Below are 25,144 nucleotides of genomic sequence, written 5' to 3'. Positions count from 1 at the left end.
CCGCCGTCATGCTGGCGGCTCGATGACAGCGCCCCAGCCTCGTCCGATCAACCGCCCGGTCTTCTTCATCCCGCTCGCGGTGCTCGCGACCGCGTTGGTGGCGAGCCTGTGGCAAGGGGCGCGCTTCCTCGCCGCCGAGACGGCCTTCAACGACTGGATCTTGCGTAACTTCGGCCCCGTTTTCACCGTCACCAGCGTGGTCTTTCTCGTGCTGCTCGCCGGCATCGCGCTGTCGCCCTTCGGCGGCACGATCATCGGCGGCGCGGGCGCGAAGCCGCTGCTCGGGCGCTGGCGCTGGTTCGCGGTGACCTTGTGCACCACCATCGCCACCGGCATCCTCTTCTGGGGCGTCGCCGAGCCGCTGTTCCACCTCAATGCGCCGCCGAAGATGCTGGGGCTCGCACCGGGCAGCGATGCCGCGGCGACCTTCGCCATGTCGACGATGTTCCTCCACTGGACGCTGACGCCCTATGCGATCTACACCGTCGCCGCGCTCGCCTTCGCGATCGTCTATTACAACCGCCGCGAGCCCTTTCGCCTGTCGTCTCTGTTCGTGCCCCTGATCGGGCAGCGCGCGCACGGGCCGGTCGGATCGGCGGTCGATATCCTGTGCCTCTACGCGCTCGTCGCGGGCATGGCGGCGTCGCTCGGCGCCGGCATCCTGTCGCTCGCGGGCGGCGTCGAGGGGCTCGGCGGCTTTTCGGGCGGCGTGCCGCTGCGCTGGGCCATCGCGGCGCTGATCGTCGCCTGTTTCCTGATCTCGGCCGCGACCGGGCTGCAAAAGGGCATCGCCGGCCTGTCGGTGCTCAATACCTGGCTGTTCTTCGCGATCATCGCCTTCGTGCTCTTCGCCGGGCCGCTCGGCGACATGCTGGGCCTGTCGCTGCGCGGCGGCGCCGACTATGTCCGCACCTTCGTGCCGCGCAACCTCGGCCTCGACGTCGATGCCGACTGGCACCGGCAATGGACGATCTTCAACTGGGCCAACTGGTTCGCCTGGGCGCCGGTGACCGCGCTGTTCCTCGGCCGGCTCGCGGTCGGCTACAGCGTGCGCGCCTTCATCCTCATCAACCTCATCCTGCCCGCGCTGTTCGGCGCGGTGTGGATGACGGCGATCGCCGGCGCGACGATCGCGATCGACCAGCATAGCGGCGCCAGCCTCTACGCCGTGCTCGCGAGCCAGGGCCCCGATCCCGTGCTGTTCCGCCTGTTCGACGCGCTCGGCGGCGGCTCCTTCGTCACCGCGACGGTGCTGTTCGCGATCTTCCTCTCCTATGTCGCGGGCGCCGACGCCAATGTCTCGGCGATGAGCGCGCTGTCGACGCACGGCATCTCGCCCGACGCACCCGAGGCGCCGCTGGTAGTCCAGATCGTCTGGGGCGTCACCGTCGGCCTCGTCGCGATCGTCCTCGTCGCGTCGTCGGGGATCGACGGCATCCGCATGATGTCGGTGCTCGGCGGCTTTCCGGCGCTGTTCGTGATCGCGGGGGCGGCGCTGTCGCTGTGCGTGATGGCGGTGCGGGGACGGCGCGACGCCGCCCCCGTCCTGCCCGGATAGGTCGGCTTACCAGATCCGGGTGCGATCCTCGGGCTTCAGATAATATTTGGCGTCGGGCGTCACGCCGAACGCCTTGTACCACGCATCGACGTTGCGGAGCGGGCCGATGATGCGCCAGCGCGCCGGGCTGTGCTCGTCGCTCGCCACCTGCTGCTTGATCGCATCGTCGCGCGCCTTGTCGCGCCACGCCTGCGCAAAGGCGAGGAAGAAGCGCTGGTCGCCGGTCAGCCCGTCGATCACCGGCGCCTCCTTGCCGCCGAGCGAGCGGTGGTAGGCGTCATAGGCAACCTCGAGCCCGGCAAGGTCGGCGATATTCTCGCCCATCGTCAGGTCGGGGTTGATGAAGGCGCCGGGAGCCGCCTCGTAGCTCGCATATTGCGCGCCGAAGCCCTTGGCCTGCGCCTCGAAGCGCGCGGCATCCTCCTTCGTCCACCAGTCGCGCACCGCGCCGCTCGCGTCGATCTTGCGCCCCTGGTCGTCGAAGCCGTGGGTGATCTCGTGGCCGATGACGGCGCCGATCGCGCCGTAATTGACCGCGTCGTCGACGCCCTCGCTGAAATAGGGCGCCTGCAGGATCGCCGCGGGGAAGACGATCTTGTTCTCGAGCCCGCCGTTATAGGCGTTCACCTCCTGCGGGTTCATCGACCATTTCTTGCGGTCGACCGGCTTGTTCAGCTCGCTCAGCGCATAGGCGTATTCGAACGCCGCGCTGCGCTCGACATTGCCATAGAGGTCGGCGGGATCGATCTTGAGCCCCGAATAGTCGCGCCATTTGTCGGGGTAGCCGACCATGACGTCCATCTTTTCGAGCTTGGCGAGCGCCGCCTCCTTGGTTGCGGGCGCCATCCAGCCATTGCCGCGGATCCGGTCGCCCATCGCAAGCTTCAGATTGGCGACCAGCGTCTCCATCTTCGCCTTGGCGCTCGGCGGGAAATATTGCCGGGCATAGGTTTCGCCGACCAACTCGCCGAGGCTGCCGTCGACCAGGGTCAGCCCGCGCTTCCAGCGCGGACGCTGCGCGCTGACCCCGCTCATCGCCTTCGCATATTCGAAGCGGCTGTCGACGAACGCCTTCGACAGATAGGGGGCGGCATTGTCGGCGACGTGGAAGGCCTGCCACAGCTTGATCGTGTCGAGCGGGGTCTTCGCATAGACCGCCGCGATGTCGCGGATCGCGCTGTTCTCGTTGACGATGATCCGCTTCTGCGGCGCGATGCCGGCGCCCGCGAACCACGCGTTCCAGTCGAGCCCCGGCGCATAGGCGGCGAGTTCGGCCGACGACATCGGATTGTTGATCTTGCCGAGGTCGCGGCGATCGGCGATCGCCCAGCTCGCCTTGGCGATGTCGGTCTCGAACGCCATGATCGCGTCGGCCGCCTTTTCGGGCGCGGCATTGCCGACCATCTGCATCGTCCGCGCGATATAGGCGCGATAGGCGTCGCGCTGCGCCTTGAACTCGTCGGACAGATAATATTCGCGGTCGGGCAGTCCGATGCCGCCCTGGCCGAGCCACAATATGTTCATCGTCGGATCGGCGGTGTCGGCATAGGGCTCGCCGCCGACGATGCTCGCGCCGAACGCGCCCTGCGAGCGCCCCATGAAGCGCGCCATTTCGGCCTTGTCCTTGATCGCCTCGACCTTGGCGATGTCGGCCATCAGCGGCTTGGCGCCGAGCGCCTCGACCCGCGCCTCGTCCATGAAGCTTTGATAGAGGCCGCCCACCTGCCCCGTCGCCGGCGCGCCGGTCACCAGCGCGCGAAGCTGCCGCTGGGTCAGGTTATAGACGTCGTAATCAACCCCCGCCGAAGCCTGATCGGCCGGAATCTCGGTGTTCCTGAACCAGGTGCCGTTGGCGTAGCGATCGAAATCGTCGCCCGGCTTCACCGACATGTCGCGCGCGCCGAGGTCGACGCCCCAGCTGCCGAAGCTCAGCGGCTTGAGCGAGCCGGCGTCCGCGGGCGCCGATTGCGCCGCGGGCGCGTCGTCCGAATGGGCCAGCGCGGCGGAGCCGGCCAGCGCAAGCGACGCCGCCGACAAGAGCAAGAGTGTCTTCATCACATGTCCCCGTTTTCAACTGATGCCCATAAGGGCGATAGCCTCGCATGGCCGCGCCGCCGCCGGCTGGCACGATATTTGTGGCAAGCGGCGGAATTGCTTCGACGAACGCAGGGACGCCATCGGCGGACCTTGCGGTTGGTGCCGCTGCGTCCCATGTTCCGGGCTGGCGCAGACCCTCTTGCGCCGTAAGAACAAATCTGGAACAAGCCTCCCCCATGAGTCTCACTCACATCTCCGTGCGCGGCGCGCGCGAGCATAATCTGAAGGGCGTCGACGTCGACCTCCCGCGCGACAGCCTGATCGTCATCACCGGGCTTTCGGGCTCGGGCAAATCGAGCCTCGCCTTCGACACCATCTATGCCGAGGGACAGCGGCGCTATGTCGAGAGCCTGTCCGCCTATGCGCGCCAGTTCCTCGAGATGATGCAGAAGCCCGACGTCGAGCATATCGACGGCCTGTCGCCCGCGATCAGCATCGAGCAGAAGACAACGAGCCGCAACCCACGCTCGACCGTCGCGACGGTGACCGAGATCTACGACTATATGCGCCTCCTCTGGGCGCGCGTCGGCATCCCCTATTCGCCCGCGACCGGCGAGCCGATTTCGGCGCAGACCGTCAGCCAGATGGTCGACCGCGTGATGGAGCTGCCCGAGGGCACGCGCGCCTATCTGCTCGCCCCCGTCGTGCGCGGCCGCAAGGGCGAGTATCGCAAGGAACTCGCGCAATGGCAGAAGGAAGGCTTCACCCGCGTCCGCATCGACGGCACCTTCCACGAGATCGAGGACGCACCGGCGCTCGACAAGAAGTACAAGCATGACATCGAGGTCGTCGTCGACCGCATCGTCGTGCGCGAAGGCATCGAGACCCGGCTCGCCGACAGCTTCGAGACCGCGCTGAAACTCGCCGAGGGGCTGGCGTATGTCGACCTGGCCGACGGCGTGGTGCCGGGGCGCGAGGAGGAAGACACCGGCGGGGCGATGAAAGGCGCCGGCATTCCCCTCAACCGCATCATCTTCTCCGAGAAGTTCGCCTGCCCCGTCTCGGGCTTCACCATCGCCGAGATCGAGCCGCGGCTGTTCAGCTTCAACGCGCCGCAGGGCGCCTGCCCCGCGTGCGACGGGCTCGGCGAGCGGCTCGAGTTCGATCCCGAGCTCGTCGTCCCCAACCATGCGCTGAGCCTGAAGAAGGGCGCGGTGGTGCCGTGGGCGAAATCGAACCCGCCCTCGCCTTACTATATGCAGGTGCTCGAAAGCCTCGGCAAAGCCTATGACTTCGGGCTCGACACGCCGTGGCAGGACCTGCCCGGCGGGGTGCAGGAGATCATCCTGCACGGCACCGGCGGCATGCCCGTCGAGCTGACCTTCAAGGACGGCAAGCGCACTTACACGACGCACAAGGCGTTCGAGGGCGTGATCGGCAACCTCAATCGCCGCATGCTCCAGACCGAGAGCGCGTGGATGCGCGAGGAGCTGGGCAAATATCAGACCGCGCAGCCGTGCGAGACCTGTCACGGCGCGCGGCTGCGCCCCGAGCCGCTCGCGGTGAAGATCGCGGGCGAGGACATCAGCCAGTCGGCGCGGCGCAGCGTCGCCGACGCGCTCCACTGGTTCGGCACGCTCGAGGAGAAGCTGAACGAGCAGCAGAAGCAGATCGCCAAGGCGATCCTGAAAGAGATCAACGAGCGGCTCGGCTTCCTCAACAATGTCGGGCTCGACTATCTCAACCTCAACCGCACCAGCGGCACCTTGAGCGGCGGCGAGAGCCAGCGCATCCGCCTCGCCAGCCAGATCGGCAGCGGGCTGTCGGGCGTGCTCTACGTCCTCGACGAGCCGTCGATCGGCCTCCACCAGCGCGACAACGACCGGCTGCTCGCGACGCTCAAGCGGCTGCGCGACCTCGGCAACACGGTGATCGTCGTCGAGCATGACGAGGATGCGATCCGCCACGCCGACTATGTCGTCGACATGGGCCCCGGCGCGGGCCTCCACGGCGGCGAGATCGTCGCCGAAGGGACGCTGAAACAGGTGCTCGCGAACAAGAAGAGCCTGACCGCGGCCTATCTGACCGGCGCGAAACGGATCGAGGTGCCGGCGCACCGCCGCCCGGGCAACGGCTTCGACCTGGTGCTGAAGGGCGCGCGGGCGAACAACCTTCGGGGCGTCACCGCGACGATCCCGCTCGGCACCTTCACCTGCGTCACCGGCCTGTCGGGTTCGGGCAAGTCGAGCCTCGTCATCGACACGCTCTATGCCAGCGCGGCGCGGACGCTCAACGGCGCGCGGCTCGTCGCGGGGCCGCACGACGCGCTGACGGGGCTCGAGCATTGCGACAAGGTGATCGACATCGACCAGTCGCCGATCGGCCGCACCCCGCGGTCGAACCCCGCCACCTACACGGGCGCCTTCACCGTGATCCGCGACTGGTTCGCGGGGCTGCCCGAGGCGCAGGCGCGCGGCTACAAGCCCGGGCGCTTCAGCTTCAACGTCAAGGGCGGGCGCTGCGAGACCTGCACCGGCGACGGGCTGATCAAGATCGAGATGCACTTCCTGCCCGACGTCTATGTGACGTGCGAGACGTGCCACGGAAAGCGCTACAACCGCGAGACGCTGGAGGTGAAGTTCAAGGGCAAGAGCATCGCCGACGTGCTCGACATGACGGTCGAGGATGCCGCCGACTTCTTCAAGGCGGTGCCCGCGATCCGCGACAAGATGGCGATGCTGTGCCGCGTGGGCCTTGGCTATATCAAGGTCGGGCAGCAGGCGACGACGCTGTCGGGCGGCGAGGCGCAGCGGGTGAAGCTGGCGAAGGAGCTGTCGCGGCGCTCGACCGGGCAGACGCTCTACATCCTCGACGAGCCGACGACGGGGCTGCATTTCGAGGACGTCCGCAAGCTGCTCGAAGTGCTGCAGGCGCTGGTCGACCAGGGCAACAGCGTCGTGGTGATCGAGCACAACCTCGACGTCATCAAGACCGCCGACTGGATCGTCGACCTGGGCCCCGAAGGCGGCGTCAAGGGCGGCGAGATCGTCGCGGCGGGCACGCCCGAACAGGTGGTGAAGGAGAAGCGCAGCTTCACCGGGCAGTATCTGGCGCCGCTGCTGGGGAAATAGGGCGGCGACACCCTTCCCCCTCTTCATTGTCACCCCGGACTTGATCCGGGGTCCCGCTTATCACCATGGCTGGGCGGGACCCCGGATCAAGTCCGGGGTGACGGAAACGGGTTGCGCTATGCCGATCCCATCAGCCTCGCGGTAACACTCTCGGCAGCATCGATGCGCATCGCGGGCGGTTGCGGCGATCGCGCGCCCCGACGATCCAAAGTTCAGTAAAGTTCAGCCTTGTGCGCCGATTTGCCGCGGCCATACCCCGCGCGCCGCGGCGAAGCCAAACCGGGCCGCGCCCGCACGCCGGGCGCCACCGCTTTTGTCCATGATGCGAAAGAGCCAGGATCAAGGCTGGCACAGCCGAATAATGTAGGAAAGCGATTTTTGTCCTTCTCCCCTCCCGCTGGCGGGAGGGGCCGAGGGGCGGTGCTTTTCATCTCCCCTTCTTCGTGGCTTCGTGTCTTTGTGCGAGCCGAAAAATCTCGCACAAAGACACAAAGCCACGAAGAAGAGCGCGATTCCCGCTTTAGCGGGAATGACGAGAGAGGGATGAAGGAGGCTGGCGAGCCTCTGCCTCTCCCGCAGGAGGGAGGGGAGTTTCGCCCCGCCCCTACCCCATCAGCTTCGCGGTGATATCCTCGGCGGCGTAGATGCGGATCGCGGGCGGCTCGGGCGAAAGGCGCCGCATCTCGGCGACGAAGGCCCCCGACGCGGGCACCGCGAAATGCGCGCGCACGGCGTCGACGCTCTCCCACTCCTCGACGAAGACGAGGCGGTCGGGGTGCTCGACATCGACATGGCAATGATGCGCCAGACACCCCGCCTCGGAACGCGACCGCGCGCTATGCTCGGCGCCGAGCGCGATCATGCGCTTGCGATGTTCGGGGGTGAGGATGACGTGGCCGGTGATGAGGATCATCTATCGGATTACCCAAAACCCGAACAAAAATTTTCGACTTCTTCGCAGCAGATCACGTCAGCTCCAGTCTGTCTTTTTATATATCTTCTTGTTTGACCCCGTCCCGACGCCCTAATTTTTGCCTTAATTTTAGCTGGTGCCTTTTTTAATTTACAGTCTATAAGATCTATATCATTGGTAATAACTGCAACAGCAGAGCTTGACTTTGCCAATCTAATCCATTTGTGATCGGGCTTAGGAATTCCTTGAGCTGTCATTTCTTTGAATGAAGGCTGATCGCCAAGTGGGCAGTACTTAATTTTTCCATCGACCATCCGATCGGCGATCCAGTCCATCAAGTTGAGTGGATATTTAGCCAGTGCACAGTTCATCCATTCGGTTTGACATTTTTCTTCCGCATCAAGCGCAACGAAGCCGATATTAAATACTGCGGAAATGGCTGCTGAACCGATACCGGGATCCTCCCGAACTCGCTCTTCTTGAAATACATGAACGACGTTTGCGTCCACAACAAACGCGTTCATTGTGGCTTCTCCGGATATTTAAAATCAAGCTCATGCTGCTTACCGACCGATCGCCGCTGCATCGCAGCCCTCGCAAGAAGCAAGCTTTCAGACTGCCTCTGTGGAAAGAAGCCTTGAGGCCAATCTGGTTTGAAAGTCCCATCTTCCCCGATTGAAATTTCCTGAACTCGGTCCTCGCCACTATCTGACACGAAAAAGATGGCCACGTCTTCTGGCTCGATATCACCCAGCGCTACATGGCGCGCGACGCGGAGCACGAGATTGTCACTATGCGTCTCTATAAATATCTGACCACCCCTAGGAACTAAGCTTGAAAAAAAAGAACCCATCGCTGCCTGGGCATCAGGATGAAGATGTATTTCTGGCTCCTGTACAATCATAATTCTTCGTCTTTGACTTGGAGTAATATTATGAAATAAACTCAGTCCAGAAACAAGAACTGGTAAAACTTGACTACATCCAAATCCAACATCACATATATTATGCTTTGTTCCATCATTTGATATCAGGCACAGTTCAAAATGCCTAGGTGTAAGACTCTCGACTTCAATTGATCGAGCAATACCAGTATATTCAAACCACTCAGAAACTTGACCGACTAGATTCTTCCTTAAACTCCCTCTCCTTGAAGCGTCCGCCGCCAACATAACCGCCATATTCGAACCAGTAATGCCAACACGACGAGCAGTCTCTCCGCTATAAAGGTACGTCCGTTGCGGGCGATCCCGAAAGGGAGAAATACTATCGAATTTATCGAAATGCTCAAAAAGAGAACGTCTGGCACGCGAAAGCGCCATCGACGCGTCCCTATACATCTCTTCCGCAGTTTTAAATGACCCGGTTCCCGACCTATTCATAGAGTAAATATCTCTAATAAAGTTAGTCATTGGGAAGAAGTTATTGAATCTCGGTCTTATTTTTCTATATCCTTGAAATATATTTTCAAATCTATTTCCATTTACATGGATATCGTAAGAGTCTTTCGCTTCAAAATATTTATATTTTGAATTACCATCTTGGGATAATTCAAAATTTACAAGCTCTATTTGCCTTCTTTGGGTTCTATATTTAAATTCTGTTGATATCAAAAAATTGTCAAAACTTATATCAATGCCCATCTTTCTTCTTGATATATTCCCACTGACAACATCGATAAACGTTCCAAGCTGGTCAAAATGGCCGTTTAAGATGAGGGGAGTTCCATCCAGATCTGTGTCTTGTATTGTTTGAGCCAAGACATTTAAAGCGCTCAGCGCGCTAGATTTCCCGGAATTATTTCGTCCCACAAAGATGTTAAGCTTTTTAAAATGAAACGTCTGCTGCTTGAAAGCGCGAAAGTTTCGAAGCGTTATAAAGTTTATCATCGTCGCCTCCCAGTTGCCTTGTATCATTGGTGGTTCATCGATCAAGCATAACGAACCATGACACTTCCATGACACTCCCTGTCACAAACTCGTCACACAAAACCCCCATTGGCGGCTCAGCGAGTCGCCGCGGGGGTGGCGGCTTGGTTCGGTAACGACCCCCGACAGGATTGCCCCATGTTCCAGAAATTCGGCCCCAAGGTCCTTGGCTTCGCCGGCGCCGCGACGTGCGCGCTGGCGCTTTCCGCGTGCCAGGATCAGGCGTCCTCGGGCGGCGGTGCGCGCGATTATATCAGCGCGGTCGGATCGTCGACCGTCTATCCCTTCGCCACCGCGGTGGGCGAGAAGTTCGCCGAAGCCACCGGTAACAAGACGCCCAAGATCGACAGCACCGGGACCGGCGGCGGCTTCGAACGCTTTTGCCAGGGCGTCGGCGGCGACACGCCCGATATCGCCAACGCCTCGCGCCGGATGAAGAAGAAGGAGTTCGACACCTGCGCCGCGAACGGCGTGAAGGACATCGTCGAAATCCAGGTCGGCATCGACGGCATCGCGCTTGGCGAGGCTTCGCGCGGCCCCGGCTTCAAGCTGACCGAGGAAGACGTCTACAAGGCGCTCGCGGCGAACCCCTATGGCAAGCCCAACACCGCGAAGACGTGGAAGGACGTCAACCCGGCGCTGCCCGCGGTCGGCATTTCGGTCTTCGGCCCGCCGTCGACCAGCGGCACGTACGATGCGTTCAAGGAGCTGATCCTCGGCAAGGGCTGCGACGCCAACCCCGCGATGAAGGCGCTGAAGGACAGCGACAAGGACAAGCATGAGGCGGTGTGCACCGGCCTGCGCGGCGCGCCCTTCTATGTCGAGCAGGGCGAGAATGATAACCTCATCATCTCGAAGCTCGACAAGAATCCCGACAGCCTGGGCATCTTCGGCTTTTCCTACCTCGACGCCAACAAGGACAAGATCAAGGCCGTGCCGGTGCAGGGCGTGCCGCCGACCTATGCGACGATCGCCGACGGCAGCTACCCCGGATCGCGCCCGCTGTTCATCTATGTGAAGAAGGCGCATGTCGGCGTCGTCCCGGGGCTCGCGGACTATGTGGCGGAATTCCTGAAGGGCGCGGCCGAGGGCGGCTATCTGGCGCCCAAGGGCCTGATAGTCTCGCCGAAGGACGTCGCGGACACCGCGAACGCCGCGGCGAAGGGCATGACGCCGCTCGACGGATCGGTGCTGAAATAAGGGCTCTCCCCGCCTGGCGGCCGGGGCGGGTTCGCCCTTCCCCGGCCGCCGATTTTTTTACGTTGCATTCTCCTCTTTCCGTTCGTGCTGAGCTTGTCGAAGCACCGTCCTTCTGCTTCCGGTTGAAGACAAGAACGGCCCTTCGACAAGCTCAGGGCGAACGGAATTGGGGGCAGGTTAAGAGAAGCAAGTGACCTTCAACGCCGCCGCCCTGTTGCTCCTGATCCTCGGCCTCGCGCTGATCGGCTGGCTTGCCGGCCGGGCGCGGTCGGCGCTGCTCGCGGGGCGGGCGGGGGCGAAGCTGCATTCGCGGCCGCAATATCATGGCTGGTACGTCGCGCTGTGGCTGTTCGCGCCCGCCGCGATCTTCCTCGCGGTGTGGGCGAGCGTGTCGCCCGCGCTGGTCACAAACCAGGTGCTGGCGACCGACGCCGCGCAAAGTCTGCCCGCCTTCGGCTTCGAGCGCGGCGCGATATTGTCCGACGCGCGCAATGTCGCGCAGGGGCGGCAGGCGGCGGTGCGCATTCCCGCCGCGGCGCCGCTGGTCGCGCCCTATGCCGCGGCGACGCGGCATTACGCGTGGATCGGCATCGCGGCGATGCTCGCGCTCGGGCTGGCGGGGGGCCTTTACGCCTTCACGCGGATCAGGCCCGATTTCCGCGCGCGGTCGCGGGTCGAGCGGATCGTGATGGGGCTGTTGCTGCTCGCCTCGCTCGTCGCGATCCTGACCACTTTCGGCATCGTGCTGTCGCTGCTGTTCGAATCGATCCGCTTCTTCCGCCTCGTCCCCGCGACCGAGCTGCTGTTCGGCACCTATTGGAACCCGCAGAGCGGCGCGCCGGTCGCCGACACCTTCGGCGGCATTCCGCTGTTCTGGGGGACGGTGCTGATCGGGGCGATCATCGCGATGATCGTCGCCATTCCCATCGGCATGATGACCGCGGTCTACCTGACCCAATATGCCGCGCCGCGCGTGCGCCGCTGGGTGAAGCCGTGCCTCGAGATCCTCGCGGGGGTGCCGACGGTCGTCTACGGCTATTTCGCGGCGCTGACCGTGGCGCCGGCGCTGCGCAATTTCGCGGTGATGCTGGGCGTGCCCAACGCCTCGACCGAAAGCGCGCTCGCCGCGGGCATCGTGATGGGGGTGATGATCATCCCCTTCGTCTCGTCGATGGCCGACGACAGCATCAACGCGGTGCCGCAGGCGATGCGCGACGGCTCGCTCGCGCTCGGCGCGACGCCGAACGAGACGATCCGCCAGGTGCTGATCCCCGCCGCGCTGCCGGGCGTGATGGGCGGCATCCTCCTCGCGGTCAGCCGCGCGATCGGCGAGACGATGATCGTGGTGATGGCGGCGGGCCTCTCCGCCAACCTGACCGCCAATCCCTTCGCCAGCGTCACCACGGTGACCGCGCAGATCGTCAAGCTGCTCACCGGCGACCAGGAGTTCGACAGCGCGAAGACGCTCGCCGCCTTCGCGCTCGGCCTCGTCCTCTTCCTCGTCACGCTGCTGCTCAACATCGTCGCGCTGCGGATCGTGAAGAAATATCGCGAAGCTTATGAATAGAAACACCGCCCCCACCGACTGGACGGCTCCCGCGATGCAGAAGCGCATCGCGGCGCGCTACGCCGCCGAGCGCCGCTTCAAGGCGCTCGGGCTCGGCGCGGTGCTGCTGTCGGGCCTGTTCCTCGCCTTTCTGCTGACCGTCATGGTCGGCAATGGCGCGCGCGGCTTCACCTACACCCATGTGTCGGTGCCGATCGACTTTCAGGCGACCCCGCTGACGGTCGACGCGGCGCGGCTAAGCGACGCCGACGCCGACCAGATGATCGCGAACGCCGGGCTCGCCGACATCGTCGCCTTTGCCGCCGACGAGGCGCTGGGCGACGGCGGGTCGGCGCTGATCAGCGAGAATGCGTGGAAAGAGGTGCGGACCGAGATCAAGGCCGACCCCGAGATCTTGATCGGCAAGAGCGTTTTCGAACTGCCCGCGTCGAGCGAGGTCGACATCGCCGCCAAGGAGGGCGCCAAGGGCGAGCTCGGCGCGCGCGTCGACGCGCTGGAACGCGACGGGCGGCTCTCGACCGGCATCCACTGGCCCTTCTTCCGCAACGCCGACGCCACCGACCCCGCGGTCGCGGGCATCTGGGGGGCATTGAAGGGATCGCTGCTGACGATCGTCATCGCCTTCCTGATCGCCTTTCCGACCGGGGTGCTCGCGGCGCTCTATCTCGAGGAATATGCGCCCAAGAACCGCTGGACCGACCTGATCGAGGTGTCGATCAACAACCTCGCCGCGGTGCCCTCGATCATCTTCGGCCTGCTCGCGCTCGCGGTGTTCATCAACTGGTTCGGGCTCTGCCAGGCGAGCCCGCTCGTCGGCGGGCTGACGCTGGCGCTGATGACGATGCCGGTGATCGTCATCGCCGCGCGCAACGCGATCAAGGCGGTGCCGCCGTCGATCCGCGACGCCGCGCTGGGGGTCGGGGCAAGTCCCGTGCAGGTGGTGTTCCACCATGTCCTGCCGCTCGCGCTGCCCGGCATCCTCACCGGCACGATCATCGGCATGGCGCGCGCGCTGGGCGAGACCGCGCCGCTGCTGCTGATCGGCATGCGCGCCTTCATCGGCGACGTGCCGGGCGGCATCTGCTCGCCCTCGACCGTGCTGCCGATGCAGATCTTCCTCTGGTCGGACGAGGTCGACCGCGGCTTCGTCGAGAAGACCTCCGCCGCGATCATCGTGCTGCTCATCGTCCTTTTGTCGATGAACGCGCTCGCGATCTATCTTCGCAACAAGTTCGAAAAACGCTGGTGAACATGACCCAAGACGATCTCACTATCGCCGATCCCAAGATGAAGGCCGAAGGGGTCGACGTCTTCTATGGCGACAAGCAGGCGATCAGCAACGTGTCGATCGACGTCGGCACCGACCTCGTCACCGCCTTCATCGGCCCGTCGGGCTGCGGCAAGTCGACCTTCCTGCGCTCCTTGAACCGGATGAACGACACGGTCGCGAGCGCGCGCGTCACGGGCAGGATCACCCTCGACGGCGAGGACATCTATGCGCCGTCGATGGACGTGGTGCAGCTTCGCGCCCGCGTCGGCATGGTGTTCCAGAAGCCGAACCCCTTCCCCAAGTCGATCTACGACAATGTCGCCTATGGCCCGCGCATCCACGGGCTGGCGGCGGCGAAAGCCGACCTCGACAGCATCGTCGAGCGCGCGCTCGTCCGCGCCGGCTTGTGGGACGAGGTCAAGGACCGGCTTGGCGAGAGCGGCACCGCGCTGTCGGGCGGCCAGCAGCAGCGCCTGTGCATCGCGCGCGCGATCGCGGTCGACCCCGAGGTGATCCTGATGGACGAGCCCTGCTCGGCGCTCGACCCGATCGCGACCGCGAAGATCGAGGAACTGATCCACGAGCTGCGCGGCAAATATGCGATCGTGATCGTCACCCACAATATGCAGCAGGCGGCCCGCGTGTCGCAGCGCACCGCCTTTTTCCACCTCGGGACGCTGGTCGAATATGGCAAGACCACCGAKATCTWCACCAACCCGAAGCAGGACCGCACCAAGGATTACATCACCGGCCGCTATGGCTGAGCCATAGCCGCGAAAGGAAGTTACGATGGCAATAGTCAACGAACATACCGTCAAGGCCTTCGACGAGGATCTGAACCGCCTGCGCGGGCTGATCAGCGAGATGGGCGGACGCGCGGAACAGGCGCTGCTCCAGGCGATGACCGCGCTCGGCAAGGGCGACCAGGAGCTTGCGGCACAGGTCGTCGAGGGCGACAAGAAGATCGACGCGCTCGAGGCCGAGGTCGAACAGCTCACCGTCCAGACGATCGCCCTCAGGGCCCCGATGGCCGACGACCTGCGCGAGATGATCGCGGCGCTGAAGATCGTCTCGGTGGTCGAGCGCATCGGCGACTATGCGAAGAATATCGCCAAGCGCGTCGCGCTGATGGACCCGACGCGCTCGATCGAGGCGATCCCGGTGCTGACCTCGATGTCGTCGCTGGTCGCCGAGCTCGTCCATGACGCGCTCGACAGCTTCGCGGCGCGCGACGCCGAGCTCGCGGTGCGGGTGACCGTGCGCGACAAGAATGTCGACGATTTCTACAACAGCATCTTTCGCACCCTCGTGACCTTCATGATGGAAAATCCGAAGCATATCACCGAGAGCGCGCACCTGCTGTTCGTCGCCAAGAACCTCGAGCGCATGGGCGACCATGCGACCAACATCGCCGAGATGGTCTATTATGTCGTCACCGGCGAGCGGATGGAGGAGCGCGAGCGCGGCGAGACCCCCGAAGACAGCGCCGCAGCGGAGAAGGAGCCAGGCTGATGCCGCAGCCCGACCTCCTGCTGATCGAGGATGACGAGGCGATCGCCGAACTCATCGTCTGGCATTTCGCGCGCGAGGGCTTTTCGGTTCGCCAGACCCCCGACGGCGAGCAGGCGCTCGTCCTGGTCGAGGAACGCGTTCCCGACATCGTCCTGCTCGACTGGATGATCGAGAGCCTGCCGGGCATCGAGGTGTGCCGGCGCCTGCGCCGCAACTCCAAGTCGGCGAACGTCCCGATCATCATGCTCACCGCGCGCGGCGAGGAGGAGGACCGCATCCGCGGCCTCGAAACCGGCGCCGACGATTATGTGACCAAGCCGTTCAGCCCGCGCGAACTGGTCGCGCGCGTCCAGGCGGTGCTCCGCCGCCTTCGCCCCGCGCTCGCCGGCGAGATGCTGAGCTATGCCGACATCGAGCTCGATTCGGTCGCGCACAAGGTGGTGCGCGGCGGCCAGATCGTCGCGATGGGCCCGACCGAATTCCGCCTGCTGCGCCATTTCATGGAGCATCCGGGCCGCGTCTTCTCGCGCGGGCAATTGCTCGACAGCGTCTGGGGCCAGGACAGCGACATCGAGCTGCGCACCGTCGACGTCCACATCCGGCGGCTGCGCAAAGCGATCAACCTGCCCGGCACCGCGGACATCATCCGCACCGTGCGCTCGGCGGGCTATGCGCTCGACGCGGGGAAGAGCGTCTGAAGGTTCGCGAGGCCCGGCGACAATAAACCAAAAAGCCGGGTTTCTCTGCTCGTCACCCCGGACTTGATCCGGGGTCCCGCTTTTTTGAGGCATCGACTGGCTTCGGTATCTAGCGGGACCCCGGATCAAGTCCGGGGTGACGAATGTCTAAAACCGACCGATTGCGGTCATTCATCTCCCCTCCCGCAGGCGGGAGGGGTCGGGGGTGGGCAGCGACGGGGCAAGAGCCCACCCCGCTGCGGCTAGGCAGCAAGCTGCCAAGCCTCGCTGCCCCTCCCGCCTGCGGGAGGGGGCATCAAATCAACCTTCAGACCACAGCTCCCCACCCCCAAAGTCGCCCCGATCAGAAGTCGATCTGCGTCCGCAGCCCGAAGGTGTCGGCGGTATAATCCCGGTCGCCCGTCGCGGTCGCGACGCGGGCGTCGTCGATCCATAGCTTGCCGTAGTTGGCGGTCAGGCGGATATAGTCGATCGGCGCCCAGACCAGCGAAAGCAGCGCCGCCTGCTGGCGGCCGCCGACAAGCCCCGCGTCGTTGAGGTCGAGATGGTCGTAGCGCGCGTTGAGCTCGATCGCGCCGATGCCGCCCTCGGTGATCGGCTTCGAGGGCTTGAGCCGGTCGAAGGCGCCGTCCTTGTAGCCGCGGCGGTCGCCGGGGGTCAGCACCATGCCGACCTCGGCATAGCCGCCGAAATAGGTCGGGTCGACCGACGCGCGGCGCTGGACCGTCTGCCAATAGCCCTCGCCCGCCGCATGGAACGGCCCCGCGATCACCGCGGCCTCCAGCCCCATGCCGCGTTCGCCCTTGGCGTCGAGCTCGCCCGTGTCGACGAGGCGCACGTCGGTCGTGTGGGCGAAGGGTCGCGCCCGGTAGCGGACGGTCGCCGCGGGATTGCCGAGGTCGCGCAGATGCAGCGAGCCGCCGAGGTGCAATTGCACGTCACCCAGCTTCGGCATCCACACCGCGCGCCCGTCGACGCTCATGCTGCGATTGTCGTCGTCGAGCAGGTCGCGGGCGTTCGCCCCGAACACCCCGCCCTGCAGCAGCACCGCGCCGCGCTTGTATTGCGCCGACAGGCCGACGCGGCGTTCGAAGCCGAACGCCTGCGAAAAGGCCGCGCGCTCCATCGCGCTGGTGAACAGGTCGCTCGTCATCTCGTCGAGCGACCAGAAGGGCTTGACCTGCCCCACGGTGACCGAGAGCGGGCCCGTGCCATAGGTGAAATAGACGTCGGTCAGCTCGACCGCATTGTTCGCGACATCGGCCTCGACGCGGTAGGAAAAGCCGCCGGGAATCTTGCCGTCGACGCCCAGATAGACGCGGCGGAACTCGGTCGCGAGGCCGCTTCGGATACCGGCGCCGTCGGGCGCGTCGACCCCCGCGATGTCGATCTGCACCCGGCCGCGCGGCTTGAAGCTCCAGCCGTCGGCGGTCCTGATCTCGGGCGCGCCTTTCCACGCGATCTCGGTCGCGGGCTTCGCGGTCACCGGCGGAGTGCCGGGGGCGGGCGCCGGTGGGGGCGCCAGCGACGATGCCGGCGCCGGAGCGGGCGCGGTCTGCGCAGCGTCGAGCCGGGCTTCGAGCGTCTCGACCTTGGCGCGCAGCGCCGCGAGCTCGGCGCGCAGCGACGCCGCTTCCTCGGCGCTCATCGCCTGCGCATGCGCTTCGGCGGGCATCGCGAACATCGTCGTCGCCAGCAGGGCGGCGGTCAAGCGGGTGCGCATGCGGTGTTGCTCCATTGCGTAAGGGTGACAATCTGGGGGCGCTGTTATGACCGATAGATGACAGTTGCACGTCAATTGGGTGACATTTCGGTGACAGGCGCGATTTCTTTCGCCCCTTGCCAGCGCGCCGCGAACGGCTAAGGACGGGCCAGTTTTCATGGGCAACCCATCGGGGCCCTGCTTTGGGAGTTCATCATGACGATCAATTTTGACGGACGCGTGGCCATCGTGACCGGCGCCGGCGGCGGCCTCGGCCGCGCCTATGCGCTCGAACTGGCGCGGCGCGGGGCGAAGGTGGTCGTCAACGACCTCGGCGGCGCGCGCGACGGCACCGGCCATTCGGACGCGGCGCTGGCCGTCGTCGAGGAAATCCGTAGCCAGGGCGGCACCGCCATGTCGAACGGCGGCAGCGTCACCGAATATGATCATATGGCCGAGATGGTGGCACGCGCAAAAGAGGAATGGGGCGGCGTCCATATCCTGATCAACAACGCCGGCATCCTGCGCGACAAGAGCTTCGCGAAGATGACGATGGAGGATTTCAACCTCGTCGTGCAGGTCCATTTGCTCGGCAGCGCCAACGTCACCAAGGCGGCGTGGGACCTGATGCGCGAGCAGGCCTATGGCCGCATCCTGATGACCGCCTCGTCGACCGGGCTCTACGGCAATTTCGGGCAGGCGAATTACGGCGCCGCGAAGCTGGGGCTCGCGGGGCTGACCAAGACGCTCCACCTCGAAGGCGCGAAATACAATATCCGCTGCAACACGATCGCGCCGGTCGCGGGGACGCGGATGACCGAGGACATCTTCCCGCCCGAACTGTTCGAGAAGTTCACGCCGGAGAATGTCGTGCCCGCGGCGCTGTTCCTCGTCAGCGAGGACGCCCCCACCAACATGATCGTCGGCGCGGGCGCGGGCGCCTATCACGCCGCCTATGTCACCGCGACCCCCGGCGTCGCGCTGCCCGAGGATGAGCGCACTCCCGAAGGCATCGCGGCGGCGTGGGACAGGATCATCGACCGCAATGGCGAGATCGTCCCGCAGTCGGGCAGCGAGCAGTCGATGATCGTGATGAAGGCGTTGCAGGCGCTGGGGTGAGTCAGCCGCCCGTCGTTCAAGCGGAGGCCTGGAGTTACGGTTGATACAGTCAACCCAACCTCCCGATAATGTCGTCATGCTGAACTTGTTTCAGCATGACGAGGAGAGCGGAGTTGCGCTCTCCACCCGGCGACACACTGTATTGACACACTAACACGCCTATGCGATAACCACCGCGGGGCAAGGGGATCGGTCTAGAAGGACGACCCCGATGTATAGTGAAAGCGACCTGCAAGCCGCGGTCGATGCCAGAGTGTTGACGCCGGAGGCCGCCGCGGCTTTCCGGTCGCACATCGCGTCGGCCCGCTCCGCCCCCGGCGCGGACGAGGAACATTTCCGCCTCATCACCGGATTCAACGATATTTTCGTCAGCATCGCGGCGGTGATCCTGCTCGTCGCGGTGGCGTGGATCGGCGATTCGATCCATCCGGCGCTCGCCGGCGTCGGCGTCGCCGCCACGGCGTGGGGCCTCGCCGAATATTTCACCCGCCAGCGCCGCATGGCGCTTCCCAGCATCGTCCTCGTCCTCGCCTTTGCCGGCGGCGTGCTCGGTTCGATGATCGGCTTTCTCGTCAAGCATGGCGAAGATATTTTCGGCCGCCATCCCGACGAATCGGTGATCGCGATTGTCGCCGCGGCGATGGCGCTGATCACCGCGGCCGCGACCTGGCTGCACTGGAAGCGTTTCATGGTGCCGATCACCGTCGCCGCGGGCAGCGCCGCGCTCGCCGGGACCGCGATCGCGCTGATCCTCGCGGTGGTCGGCGGCGCCGACAAGCCCAATGTCGACCTGCTGATGTCGCTGGTGCTCGTCGCCGGACTCGGGGTCTTCACGATCGCCATGTGGTGGGATCGCAGCGACCGGGTGCGTCAGACGCGTCGCAGCGACGTCGCCTTCTGGCTCCACCTGCTCGCCGCGCCGATGATCGCGCACCCGATCTTCCACCTGCTCGGCGTGACGCAGGGCGACAATATCTCGAGCGGCGCGGCGGTGCTGGTGGTCGGCATCTATGTTCTGTTCGGGTTGGTCGCGCTGGCGATCGACCGCCGCGCGCTGCTCGTCTCGGCGCTCGCCTATGTGCTGTTCGCGCTGACCCAGCTGTTCCAGACCTTTGGCGCGGTCGAGCTCAACGTCGCGCTGACCGCTTTCGTGATCGGTTCGGCGCTGCTGCTGCTCTCGGCCTTCTGGCAGAACGCCCGCGCGGCGGTGGTCGGGGTGCTGCCCGCCAATCTGGCGAGCCAGCTGCCGGCGACGATCAGCCCCCAACCAGCTTCATAAGCTTGCGTTCGACGGGGGCGAGCACATTCGAAAGCTCGTCCCCGCGCTTCAAGATCGCCCCGCCTTCGGAGACCAGCGCCCACATGCCCTGGCGGCTCCGCAAGGCGGGGCGTTTTTCGATGCGATATTCGGGGCGCTCGGCGGTACGGCGAAAGGCCGAGAAGGTCGCGACGTCGCGCTGGAAATCCATCGCATAGTCGCGCCACTTCCCCGCCGCGACCATGCGGCCGTAAAGGTCGAGGATGCGGGTCAGTTCGTGCCGGGCGAAGCCGGTCTGCAGCGGGATGGTCCGCGGATTGTGCGGCCAGGGCGTGACCGTTCCCACAGGGTCAGAATCCATTCATTGCGCGTTCGAGGCGTCGAAATGGCGAAGATATCGGCTTCGGGCGGATGCAGCGGGTAGTGGTTCTACCCGCAAAGCCGCCCGAAGCCGAGATCGAAGCCATTTCGGCGTCCCTTCGGGATTTGACCGATTTTGTCCATGGCCGCGTCAGCGAGCCTTGGAATATTCTCATATGCCTGCGCCTCGCTTCCTCGCCCTGAACAAAATCGCTTCAAACCTCGAACGCGCAATGAATGGATTCTGACCCTAGGCGCGATTCCGGCTCCCTTTGCGCCGCGGCGCGTCGTCGCCCTCGGCATCGCGTTCGGCGATCAGCGCCGCGAGCTGTTTCTGCATCTGTTCGAGCTGGCACTGGAGAATCTCGATCTTCTGCGTCGCGGGGTCGAAGGTCTCGCTGCACGGCGTGCCATAGGGCACGAACTCGCGCGCATATTCGGCGGCGTCGACCAGCGTCGAGCGCGCCGGGATGCCGACCATCACCGCGCCTTCGGGCACGTCCTTGGTCACCACCGCATTGGCGCCGACGCGCGCGCGTTCGTGGACGGTCACCGGGCCCAATATCTGCGCGCCCGACCCGACGATGACGTCGTCGGCGAGCGTCGGATGGCGCTTGCCGCCGATGCCGTTCGCGGGATCGGTGCCGCCGAGCGTCACGTCCTGATAGATGGAGACATTGTCGCCGATCTCAGCCGTTTCGCCGATGACGACGCCAAAGCCGTGGTCGATGAACAGGTGGCGGCCGATCTTCGCGCCCGGATGGATGTCGATCCCGGTCAGCCAGCGCGCCAGATGATTGACGAAGCGCGCGAGGAAAAACAGGTCGGCCTCGAACAGCCAGTGCGCGACGCGGTGCATGCCGACCGCGAGCAGCCCCGGATAGAGGAGGATCTCCCAACGCGACCGCGGCGCAGGGTCGCGCGCCTTGATCGAATCGAGATAGGCGACCAGCCCGTTGAACATGCAATGTCCCCTGCGACCCTATTTCTGTACCGCGCAAGATAGATGTTCGGCGGCGCCATTTCCACCCCCGGCGCATTTTATTCGATCAGCGGCCGATGAGCCCGATCCGCAGCAGCAGCAGTCCTTCGCGCCGCCAGCGCCGCTCGCCGCCGCGCGCCGCGATGCCGCCCGCCCAGCGATCGAGCATCAGCAGCGCGCGCGCTCCGGCGAAGGCGGCGCGCGGCGGCGCGGGTTCGGCACGCGCGGCCGCGAACAGGTCGCGCGCCGCGGTTTCGTCCTCCTGCAAGGCGGCGCCCCAGACCAGGCCCCAGCGGTTTCCGGCGGTTTCCGCGCCGCCCGAGAGACCGAACAGCGCAGCACCGAAGGCCTTCGCCGCATCGCGCCGCGCCTCGCCGCTTTCGGCGAGCAGCATCGCCTCGGCAGCGTCGGCGAGGGCGCCGAGCCCGCCCTGCCCCGCCCAGCTCGCTTGCAGTTCGGCGAGCAGCGGCTCGCCCTTGGGTAGCGCGGCGGGGTCGCTCGCGAGCAGCGCCAGCATGTCGCGCCACCAGGCGAGCTTGATCTGCCCGATCAGCGGCTCGCGCGCGTCATGGAGCAGCTTCGTCAGCCGCTCGGCGAGCGCCCACAGCGTCGCGAGCGCCGCGCGGCGTTCGCGCGGCACCGCGACCGTCACGCGTGGATCGCGGAGGTCGGGGGTGAGGCTGGGTTCGGATTCAGCGGTGCGGTTCATCCGGGACGCGCTATCATCCCATTACCGTCATTGCGAGCGCAGCGAAGCAATCTCCAGCCGGCGACCTGTAGACCGATGGCTGGGGATTGCTTCGTCGCTTCGCTCCTCGCAATGACGAGGACGTTAGCCGCGGTTGGTGACCGCCTTCACCGCCGCGATCACGCGCGGGGTGTCGACCAGCGCCGCCTTTTCGAGATTGGCGGCGTAGGGCAGGGGCACGTCCTCGTTGCACACGCGGGTGACCGGCGCGTCGAGGTCGTCGAAGCCCTGCTCCATCGCGACCATCGCGAGTTCGCTGGCGATCGAGCAGGTCGGCCAGCCTTCCTCGACGATCACGAGGCGGTTGGTCTTCTTGAGGCTCGCGAGCACCGTCGCGGTGTCGAGCGGGCGCAGGGTGCGAAGGTCGATGACCTCGGCCTCGATCCCCTCGCCCGCCAGCGCGTCGGCCGCTTCGAGCGCGAGCCCGACACCGATCGAATAGCTGACGATGGTAACGTCGGTCCCTTCGCGCATGATCCGCGCCTTGCCGATCGGCAGCACGAAATCCTCGACCTCGGGCACGTCGAAGCTGCGGCCGTAGAGCAGCTCGTTCTCGAGGAACACGACCGGATCCTCGCTGCGGATCGCGGCCTTCAGGAGCCCCTTCGCATCGGCGGCGTCATAGGGCGAGATCACGATCAGGCCGGGGACGCTCGCATACCAGGGCGCGTAATTCTGGCTGTGCTGCGCCGCGACGCGGCTCGCCGCGCCATTGGGGCCGCGGAACACGATCGGGCAGCGCATCTGGCCGCCCGACATATAGTTGGTCTTCGCCGCCGAGTTGATGATGTGGTCGATCGCCTGCATCGCGAAGTTGAAGGTCATGAACTCGATGATCGGGCGAAGCCCGCCCATCGCCGCGCCGGTGCCGAGCCCTGCAAAGCCATATTCGGTGATCGGCGTGTCGACGACGCGCTTGTCGCCGAATTCGTCGAGCAGACCCTGGGTGACCTTGTAGGCGCCCTGATATTCGGCGACCTCCTCGCCCATCACGAAGATGCGGTCGTCCTTCCGCATCTCCTCGGCCATCGCATCGCGCAGCGCCTCGCGCACGGTGAGCCGCTGCATCGCGGTGCCGGCGGGGATCGCGGGGTCGGATGCGCGTTCGGCGGGGGCTGGCGCCTTGACCGGCGCGCTCGCGGAGGCGGGGGCTGCTGGCGTCGGAGCGGCTTCGGGAGCGGCCCCGGCTTCCGCTGGGGCGACGTTCTTGGCGGGAGCGGGAGCGGGCGCCGGAGCCGCCTCCTCCCCCTCGCCCGCGATCGTCGCGATCACGGTGCCGACCTTCACATTATCGGTGCCTTCGGGAACCAGAATCGACGCGATCGTGCCTTCGTCGATCGCCTCGAACTCCATCGTCGCCTTGTCGGTCTCGATCTCGGCGAGGATATCGCCCGATTTGACCGTGTCGCCTTCCTTGACGAGCCACTTGGCGAGCGTGCCTTCTTCCATCGTCGGCGACAGTGCCGGCATCTTCAGTTCGATCGCCATCTCAATATTGCTCCACCAGCACGTCGGTATAGAGTTCGGGAAGGTCGGGTTCGGGCGCGCTTTCGGCGAAGTCGGCCGCCTCGCTCACCACGCCGCGGATTTCCTTGTCGATCTCCTTGAACTTGTCCTCGCCGATCCCGGCATCCTGCATCAGCTTCTTGAGATGTTCGATCGCGTCCGACTTGTCGCGCACCGCCTGCACTTCCTCGCGGCTGCGATATTTGGCGGGGTCGGACATCGAGTGGCCGCGATAGCGGTAGGTCTTGAGTTCGAGCAGGATCGGTCCCTTGCCCGCGCGCACCCATTCGAGCGCCGCCTCGGCCGCGCCGCGCACCGCGAGCACGTCCATGCCGTCGACCTGCATGCCGGGGATGCGGAAGCTCTCGCCGCGGCGATAGAGTTGGTCCTCGGCCGACGAGCGATTGACCGAGGTGCCCATCGCGTACTGGTTGTTCTCGATCACGAAGATGATCGGCAGCTTCCAGAGCTCGGCCATGTTGAAGCTCTCGTACACCTGGCCCTGGTTCGCGGCGCCGTCGCCGAAATAGGCCATCGCGACGCCGCCGTCGCCGCGGTATTTGTGCGCGAAGGCGAGCCCCGTGCCGAGCGACACCTGCGCGCCGACGATGCCGTGACCGCCGTAGAATTTATGCTCGACGCTGAACATGTGCATCGAGCCGCCCTTGCCCTTCGAGATGCCGGCCTGGCGCCCCGTCAGCTCGGCCATGATGACCTTGGGGTCGATGCCATAGGCGAGCATGTGGCCATGGTCGCGGTAGCCGGTGATCACGCTGTCCTTGTCGCCGTCGAGCGCCGACTGCAGGCCCACGGCGACCGCTTCCTGGCCGATATAGAGGTGGCAGAAGCCGCCGATCAGGCCGAGGCCGTAGAGCTGGCCCGCCTTTTCCTCGAAGCGGCGGATCAGCAGCATCTCGCGATAGAAGGTCTCGAGTTCCTCCGGCGACGCCTCATAGGGCGCGGGGTCGCGGGGCTTCTCGCGGTTGGTCGTGGGAGCTGGGGTGGAAGCGGATTTTTTTGGCGCGGCAGGTTTGCGCGCGGGTGCTTTGGCCAAGGCGATTTCCTTTGCGTTTAGCCGTTACGGCAAGGCTCCCTATAGGAGCGCCCCGCCCTGTTTGGCAACGCCCGCATGGGCGGCGGAGCGCGCACGCGTTACGTATGCAATTTTTGCAATCGGGGGTGTGTAAGGAAAGCCGCTCCTCTTCAGAGGAGGGGTTGGGGTGGTGGACGCCGGTGCAGGAGCACCACCCCGCTGCGACTAGCGAGCAAGCTCGCAAGTCTCGCTGCCCCTCCTCTGAAGAGGAGGGGTTTGGATATCATTCAAGGCTTCTCGTTCCCGTCCATCGGGATCGCGATTTCGTCGGGGTGCATCACGCCCAGCTTCTCGCGCACATATTCGTCGGCGAGGTCGGGATCGACACGGCGACGGTCGAGCAGGTTGACGCGGTTCTGGAGCTCGCTCTGCTTCTTGGCCAACTCGGTCAGCACGACGCGCTTCTTCTCGACCGACTGGCTGTAATCGCCCCAGGCGTAGAGGCCGGTCGGACCGAAGATGATATAGCCGATCATCGCCGCCACCGCGATCACCGCGACGGTCGGACCGATGGCCCGGTTCACCGATTTGCGGACTTTGTGGCGCTGCGTCATCGGACCGCT

General features: G+C 65.1%; 21 protein-coding genes. 10 read left to right on the top strand and 11 right to left on the bottom strand.

Annotation, left to right across the window (positions count from 1 at the left end; translation table 11 throughout):
* The first annotated feature begins 22 nt into the window (after positions 1–22).
* Complete coding sequence (locus tag CD928_RS01535) at positions 23–1,558, top strand: BCCT family transporter (protein ID WP_095383956.1); 1,536 nt, start codon at positions 23–25, stop codon at positions 1,556–1,558.
* A 6-nt stretch (positions 1,559–1,564) separates the two neighbouring features.
* Here CD928_RS01535 and CD928_RS01530 read toward each other — a convergent pair whose 3' ends face one another.
* Positions 1,565–3,613, bottom strand: a complete 2,049-nt coding sequence (locus CD928_RS01530) for a M13 family metallopeptidase (protein ID WP_095383953.1) — start codon at positions 3,611–3,613, stop codon at positions 1,565–1,567.
* A gap of 218 nt (positions 3,614–3,831) precedes the next feature.
* Here CD928_RS01530 and uvrA point away from each other — a divergent pair, with 218 nt between their 5' ends.
* Positions 3,832–6,726 carry an excinuclease ABC subunit UvrA gene (gene uvrA, locus CD928_RS01525; RefSeq protein ID WP_095383950.1) on the top strand — a complete coding sequence of 965 codons (2,895 nt, stop codon included), beginning with the start codon at positions 3,832–3,834 and terminating at the stop codon, positions 6,724–6,726.
* Between the two features lie 604 nt (positions 6,727–7,330).
* Here the strand turns inward: uvrA and CD928_RS01520 are convergent.
* The 3 genes from CD928_RS01520 to CD928_RS01515 are packed head-to-tail and all read right to left on the bottom strand — an operon-like array spanning position 7,331 to position 9,572.
* Entirely contained in the window at positions 7,331–7,639 is a 309-nt protein-coding gene (locus CD928_RS01520; RefSeq protein WP_095383947.1) for a putative quinol monooxygenase, read from the bottom strand.
* Positions 7,640–7,647: 8 nt separating this feature from the next.
* Entirely contained in the window at positions 7,648–8,163 is a 516-nt protein-coding gene (locus CD928_RS22880; protein ID WP_141237053.1) for a hypothetical protein, read from the bottom strand.
* A complete protein-coding gene (locus tag CD928_RS01515; RefSeq protein ID WP_141237052.1) occupies positions 8,160–9,572 on the bottom strand; it encodes a DUF3696 domain-containing protein in 1,413 nt (470 codons plus the stop codon). The genes CD928_RS22880 and CD928_RS01515 overlap by 4 nt, the downstream gene beginning before the upstream one ends.
* A 132-nt stretch (positions 9,573–9,704) precedes the next feature.
* Between CD928_RS01515 and CD928_RS01510 the strand changes: the two genes are divergently transcribed.
* The 6 genes from CD928_RS01510 (at position 9,705) to phoB (ending at position 15,813) form a co-directional block, all read left to right on the top strand.
* Positions 9,705–10,766 carry a substrate-binding domain-containing protein gene (locus CD928_RS01510; protein WP_095383941.1) on the top strand — a complete coding sequence of 354 codons (1,062 nt, stop codon included), beginning with the start codon at positions 9,705–9,707 and terminating at the stop codon, positions 10,764–10,766.
* 190 nt (positions 10,767–10,956) lie between these two features.
* A complete protein-coding gene (gene pstC, locus CD928_RS01505; protein WP_095383938.1) occupies positions 10,957–12,333 on the top strand; it encodes a phosphate ABC transporter permease subunit PstC in 1,377 nt (458 codons plus the stop codon).
* Entirely contained in the window at positions 12,326–13,582 is a 1,257-nt protein-coding gene (gene pstA, locus CD928_RS01500; protein ID WP_095383935.1) for a phosphate ABC transporter permease PstA, read from the top strand. Before pstC ends, pstA begins: the two co-directional genes overlap by 8 nt.
* Before the next feature lie 2 nt (positions 13,583–13,584).
* Positions 13,585–14,367 (top strand): phosphate ABC transporter ATP-binding protein PstB, encoded by a 783-nt coding sequence (gene pstB / locus CD928_RS01495; protein ID WP_095383931.1) that lies wholly within the window; start codon positions 13,585–13,587, stop codon positions 14,365–14,367.
* Between the two features lie 25 nt (positions 14,368–14,392).
* A complete protein-coding gene (phoU, locus tag CD928_RS01490; protein ID WP_095383929.1) occupies positions 14,393–15,115 on the top strand; it encodes a phosphate signaling complex protein PhoU in 723 nt (240 codons plus the stop codon).
* Positions 15,115–15,813: a phosphate regulon transcriptional regulator PhoB gene (gene phoB / locus CD928_RS01485; RefSeq protein ID WP_095383926.1), complete on the top strand. Its 699-nt coding sequence runs from the start codon at positions 15,115–15,117 to the stop codon at positions 15,811–15,813. The genes phoU and phoB overlap by 1 nt, the downstream gene beginning before the upstream one ends.
* Before the next feature lie 343 nt (positions 15,814–16,156).
* Here the strand turns inward: phoB and CD928_RS01480 are convergent, their stop codons facing one another.
* Positions 16,157–17,536 carry an OprO/OprP family phosphate-selective porin gene (locus tag CD928_RS01480; RefSeq protein ID WP_095383924.1) on the bottom strand — a complete coding sequence of 460 codons (1,380 nt, stop codon included), beginning with the start codon at positions 17,534–17,536 and terminating at the stop codon, positions 16,157–16,159.
* Between the two features lie 195 nt (positions 17,537–17,731).
* On the opposite strand from CD928_RS01480, the gene CD928_RS01475 reads away from it, so the two are divergent.
* A complete protein-coding gene (locus tag CD928_RS01475) occupies positions 17,732–18,634 on the top strand; it encodes an SDR family oxidoreductase (RefSeq protein WP_095383921.1) in 903 nt (300 codons plus the stop codon).
* A 211-nt stretch (positions 18,635–18,845) separates the two neighbouring features.
* Entirely contained in the window at positions 18,846–19,913 is a 1,068-nt protein-coding gene (locus CD928_RS01470) for a hypothetical protein (RefSeq protein ID WP_095383918.1), read from the top strand.
* Here the strand turns inward: CD928_RS01470 and CD928_RS01465 are convergent.
* From CD928_RS01465 to CD928_RS01435, 6 genes are all read right to left on the bottom strand, one after another.
* Positions 19,891–20,238 carry a DUF2794 domain-containing protein gene (locus tag CD928_RS01465; RefSeq protein WP_255247028.1) on the bottom strand — a complete coding sequence of 116 codons (348 nt, stop codon included), beginning with the start codon at positions 20,236–20,238 and terminating at the stop codon, positions 19,891–19,893. The two genes, CD928_RS01470 and CD928_RS01465, sit on opposite strands and share 23 nt — an antisense overlap.
* Positions 20,239–20,502: 264 nt before the next feature.
* The gene (gene cysE / locus CD928_RS01455) at positions 20,503–21,216 is read right to left on the bottom strand and encodes a serine O-acetyltransferase (RefSeq protein WP_095383912.1); all 714 of its coding nucleotides are present in this window, start codon (positions 21,214–21,216) and stop codon (positions 20,503–20,505) included.
* 85 nt (positions 21,217–21,301) lie between these two features.
* Positions 21,302–21,943, bottom strand: a complete 642-nt coding sequence (locus CD928_RS01450) for a hypothetical protein (RefSeq protein WP_095383909.1) — start codon at positions 21,941–21,943, stop codon at positions 21,302–21,304.
* 123 nt (positions 21,944–22,066) lie between these two features.
* Positions 22,067–23,470, bottom strand: a complete 1,404-nt coding sequence (locus CD928_RS01445; RefSeq protein WP_095383905.1) for a pyruvate dehydrogenase complex E1 component subunit beta — start codon at positions 23,468–23,470, stop codon at positions 22,067–22,069.
* A 1-nt stretch (position 23,471) separates the two neighbouring features.
* Positions 23,472–24,542, bottom strand: a complete 1,071-nt coding sequence (pdhA, locus tag CD928_RS01440; protein ID WP_095383903.1) for a pyruvate dehydrogenase (acetyl-transferring) E1 component subunit alpha — start codon at positions 24,540–24,542, stop codon at positions 23,472–23,474.
* Between the two features lie 266 nt (positions 24,543–24,808).
* A complete protein-coding gene (locus CD928_RS01435; protein ID WP_095383900.1) occupies positions 24,809–25,135 on the bottom strand; it encodes a septum formation initiator family protein in 327 nt (108 codons plus the stop codon).
* Positions 25,136–25,144: the final 9 nt, after the last annotated feature.

This window comes from Sphingopyxis sp. GW247-27LB, from assembly GCF_002277025.1.
In the GTDB taxonomy this organism is placed as follows: domain Bacteria; phylum Pseudomonadota; class Alphaproteobacteria; order Sphingomonadales; family Sphingomonadaceae; genus Sphingopyxis.
This window is presented reverse-complemented; position numbering and strand designations above follow the sequence as displayed.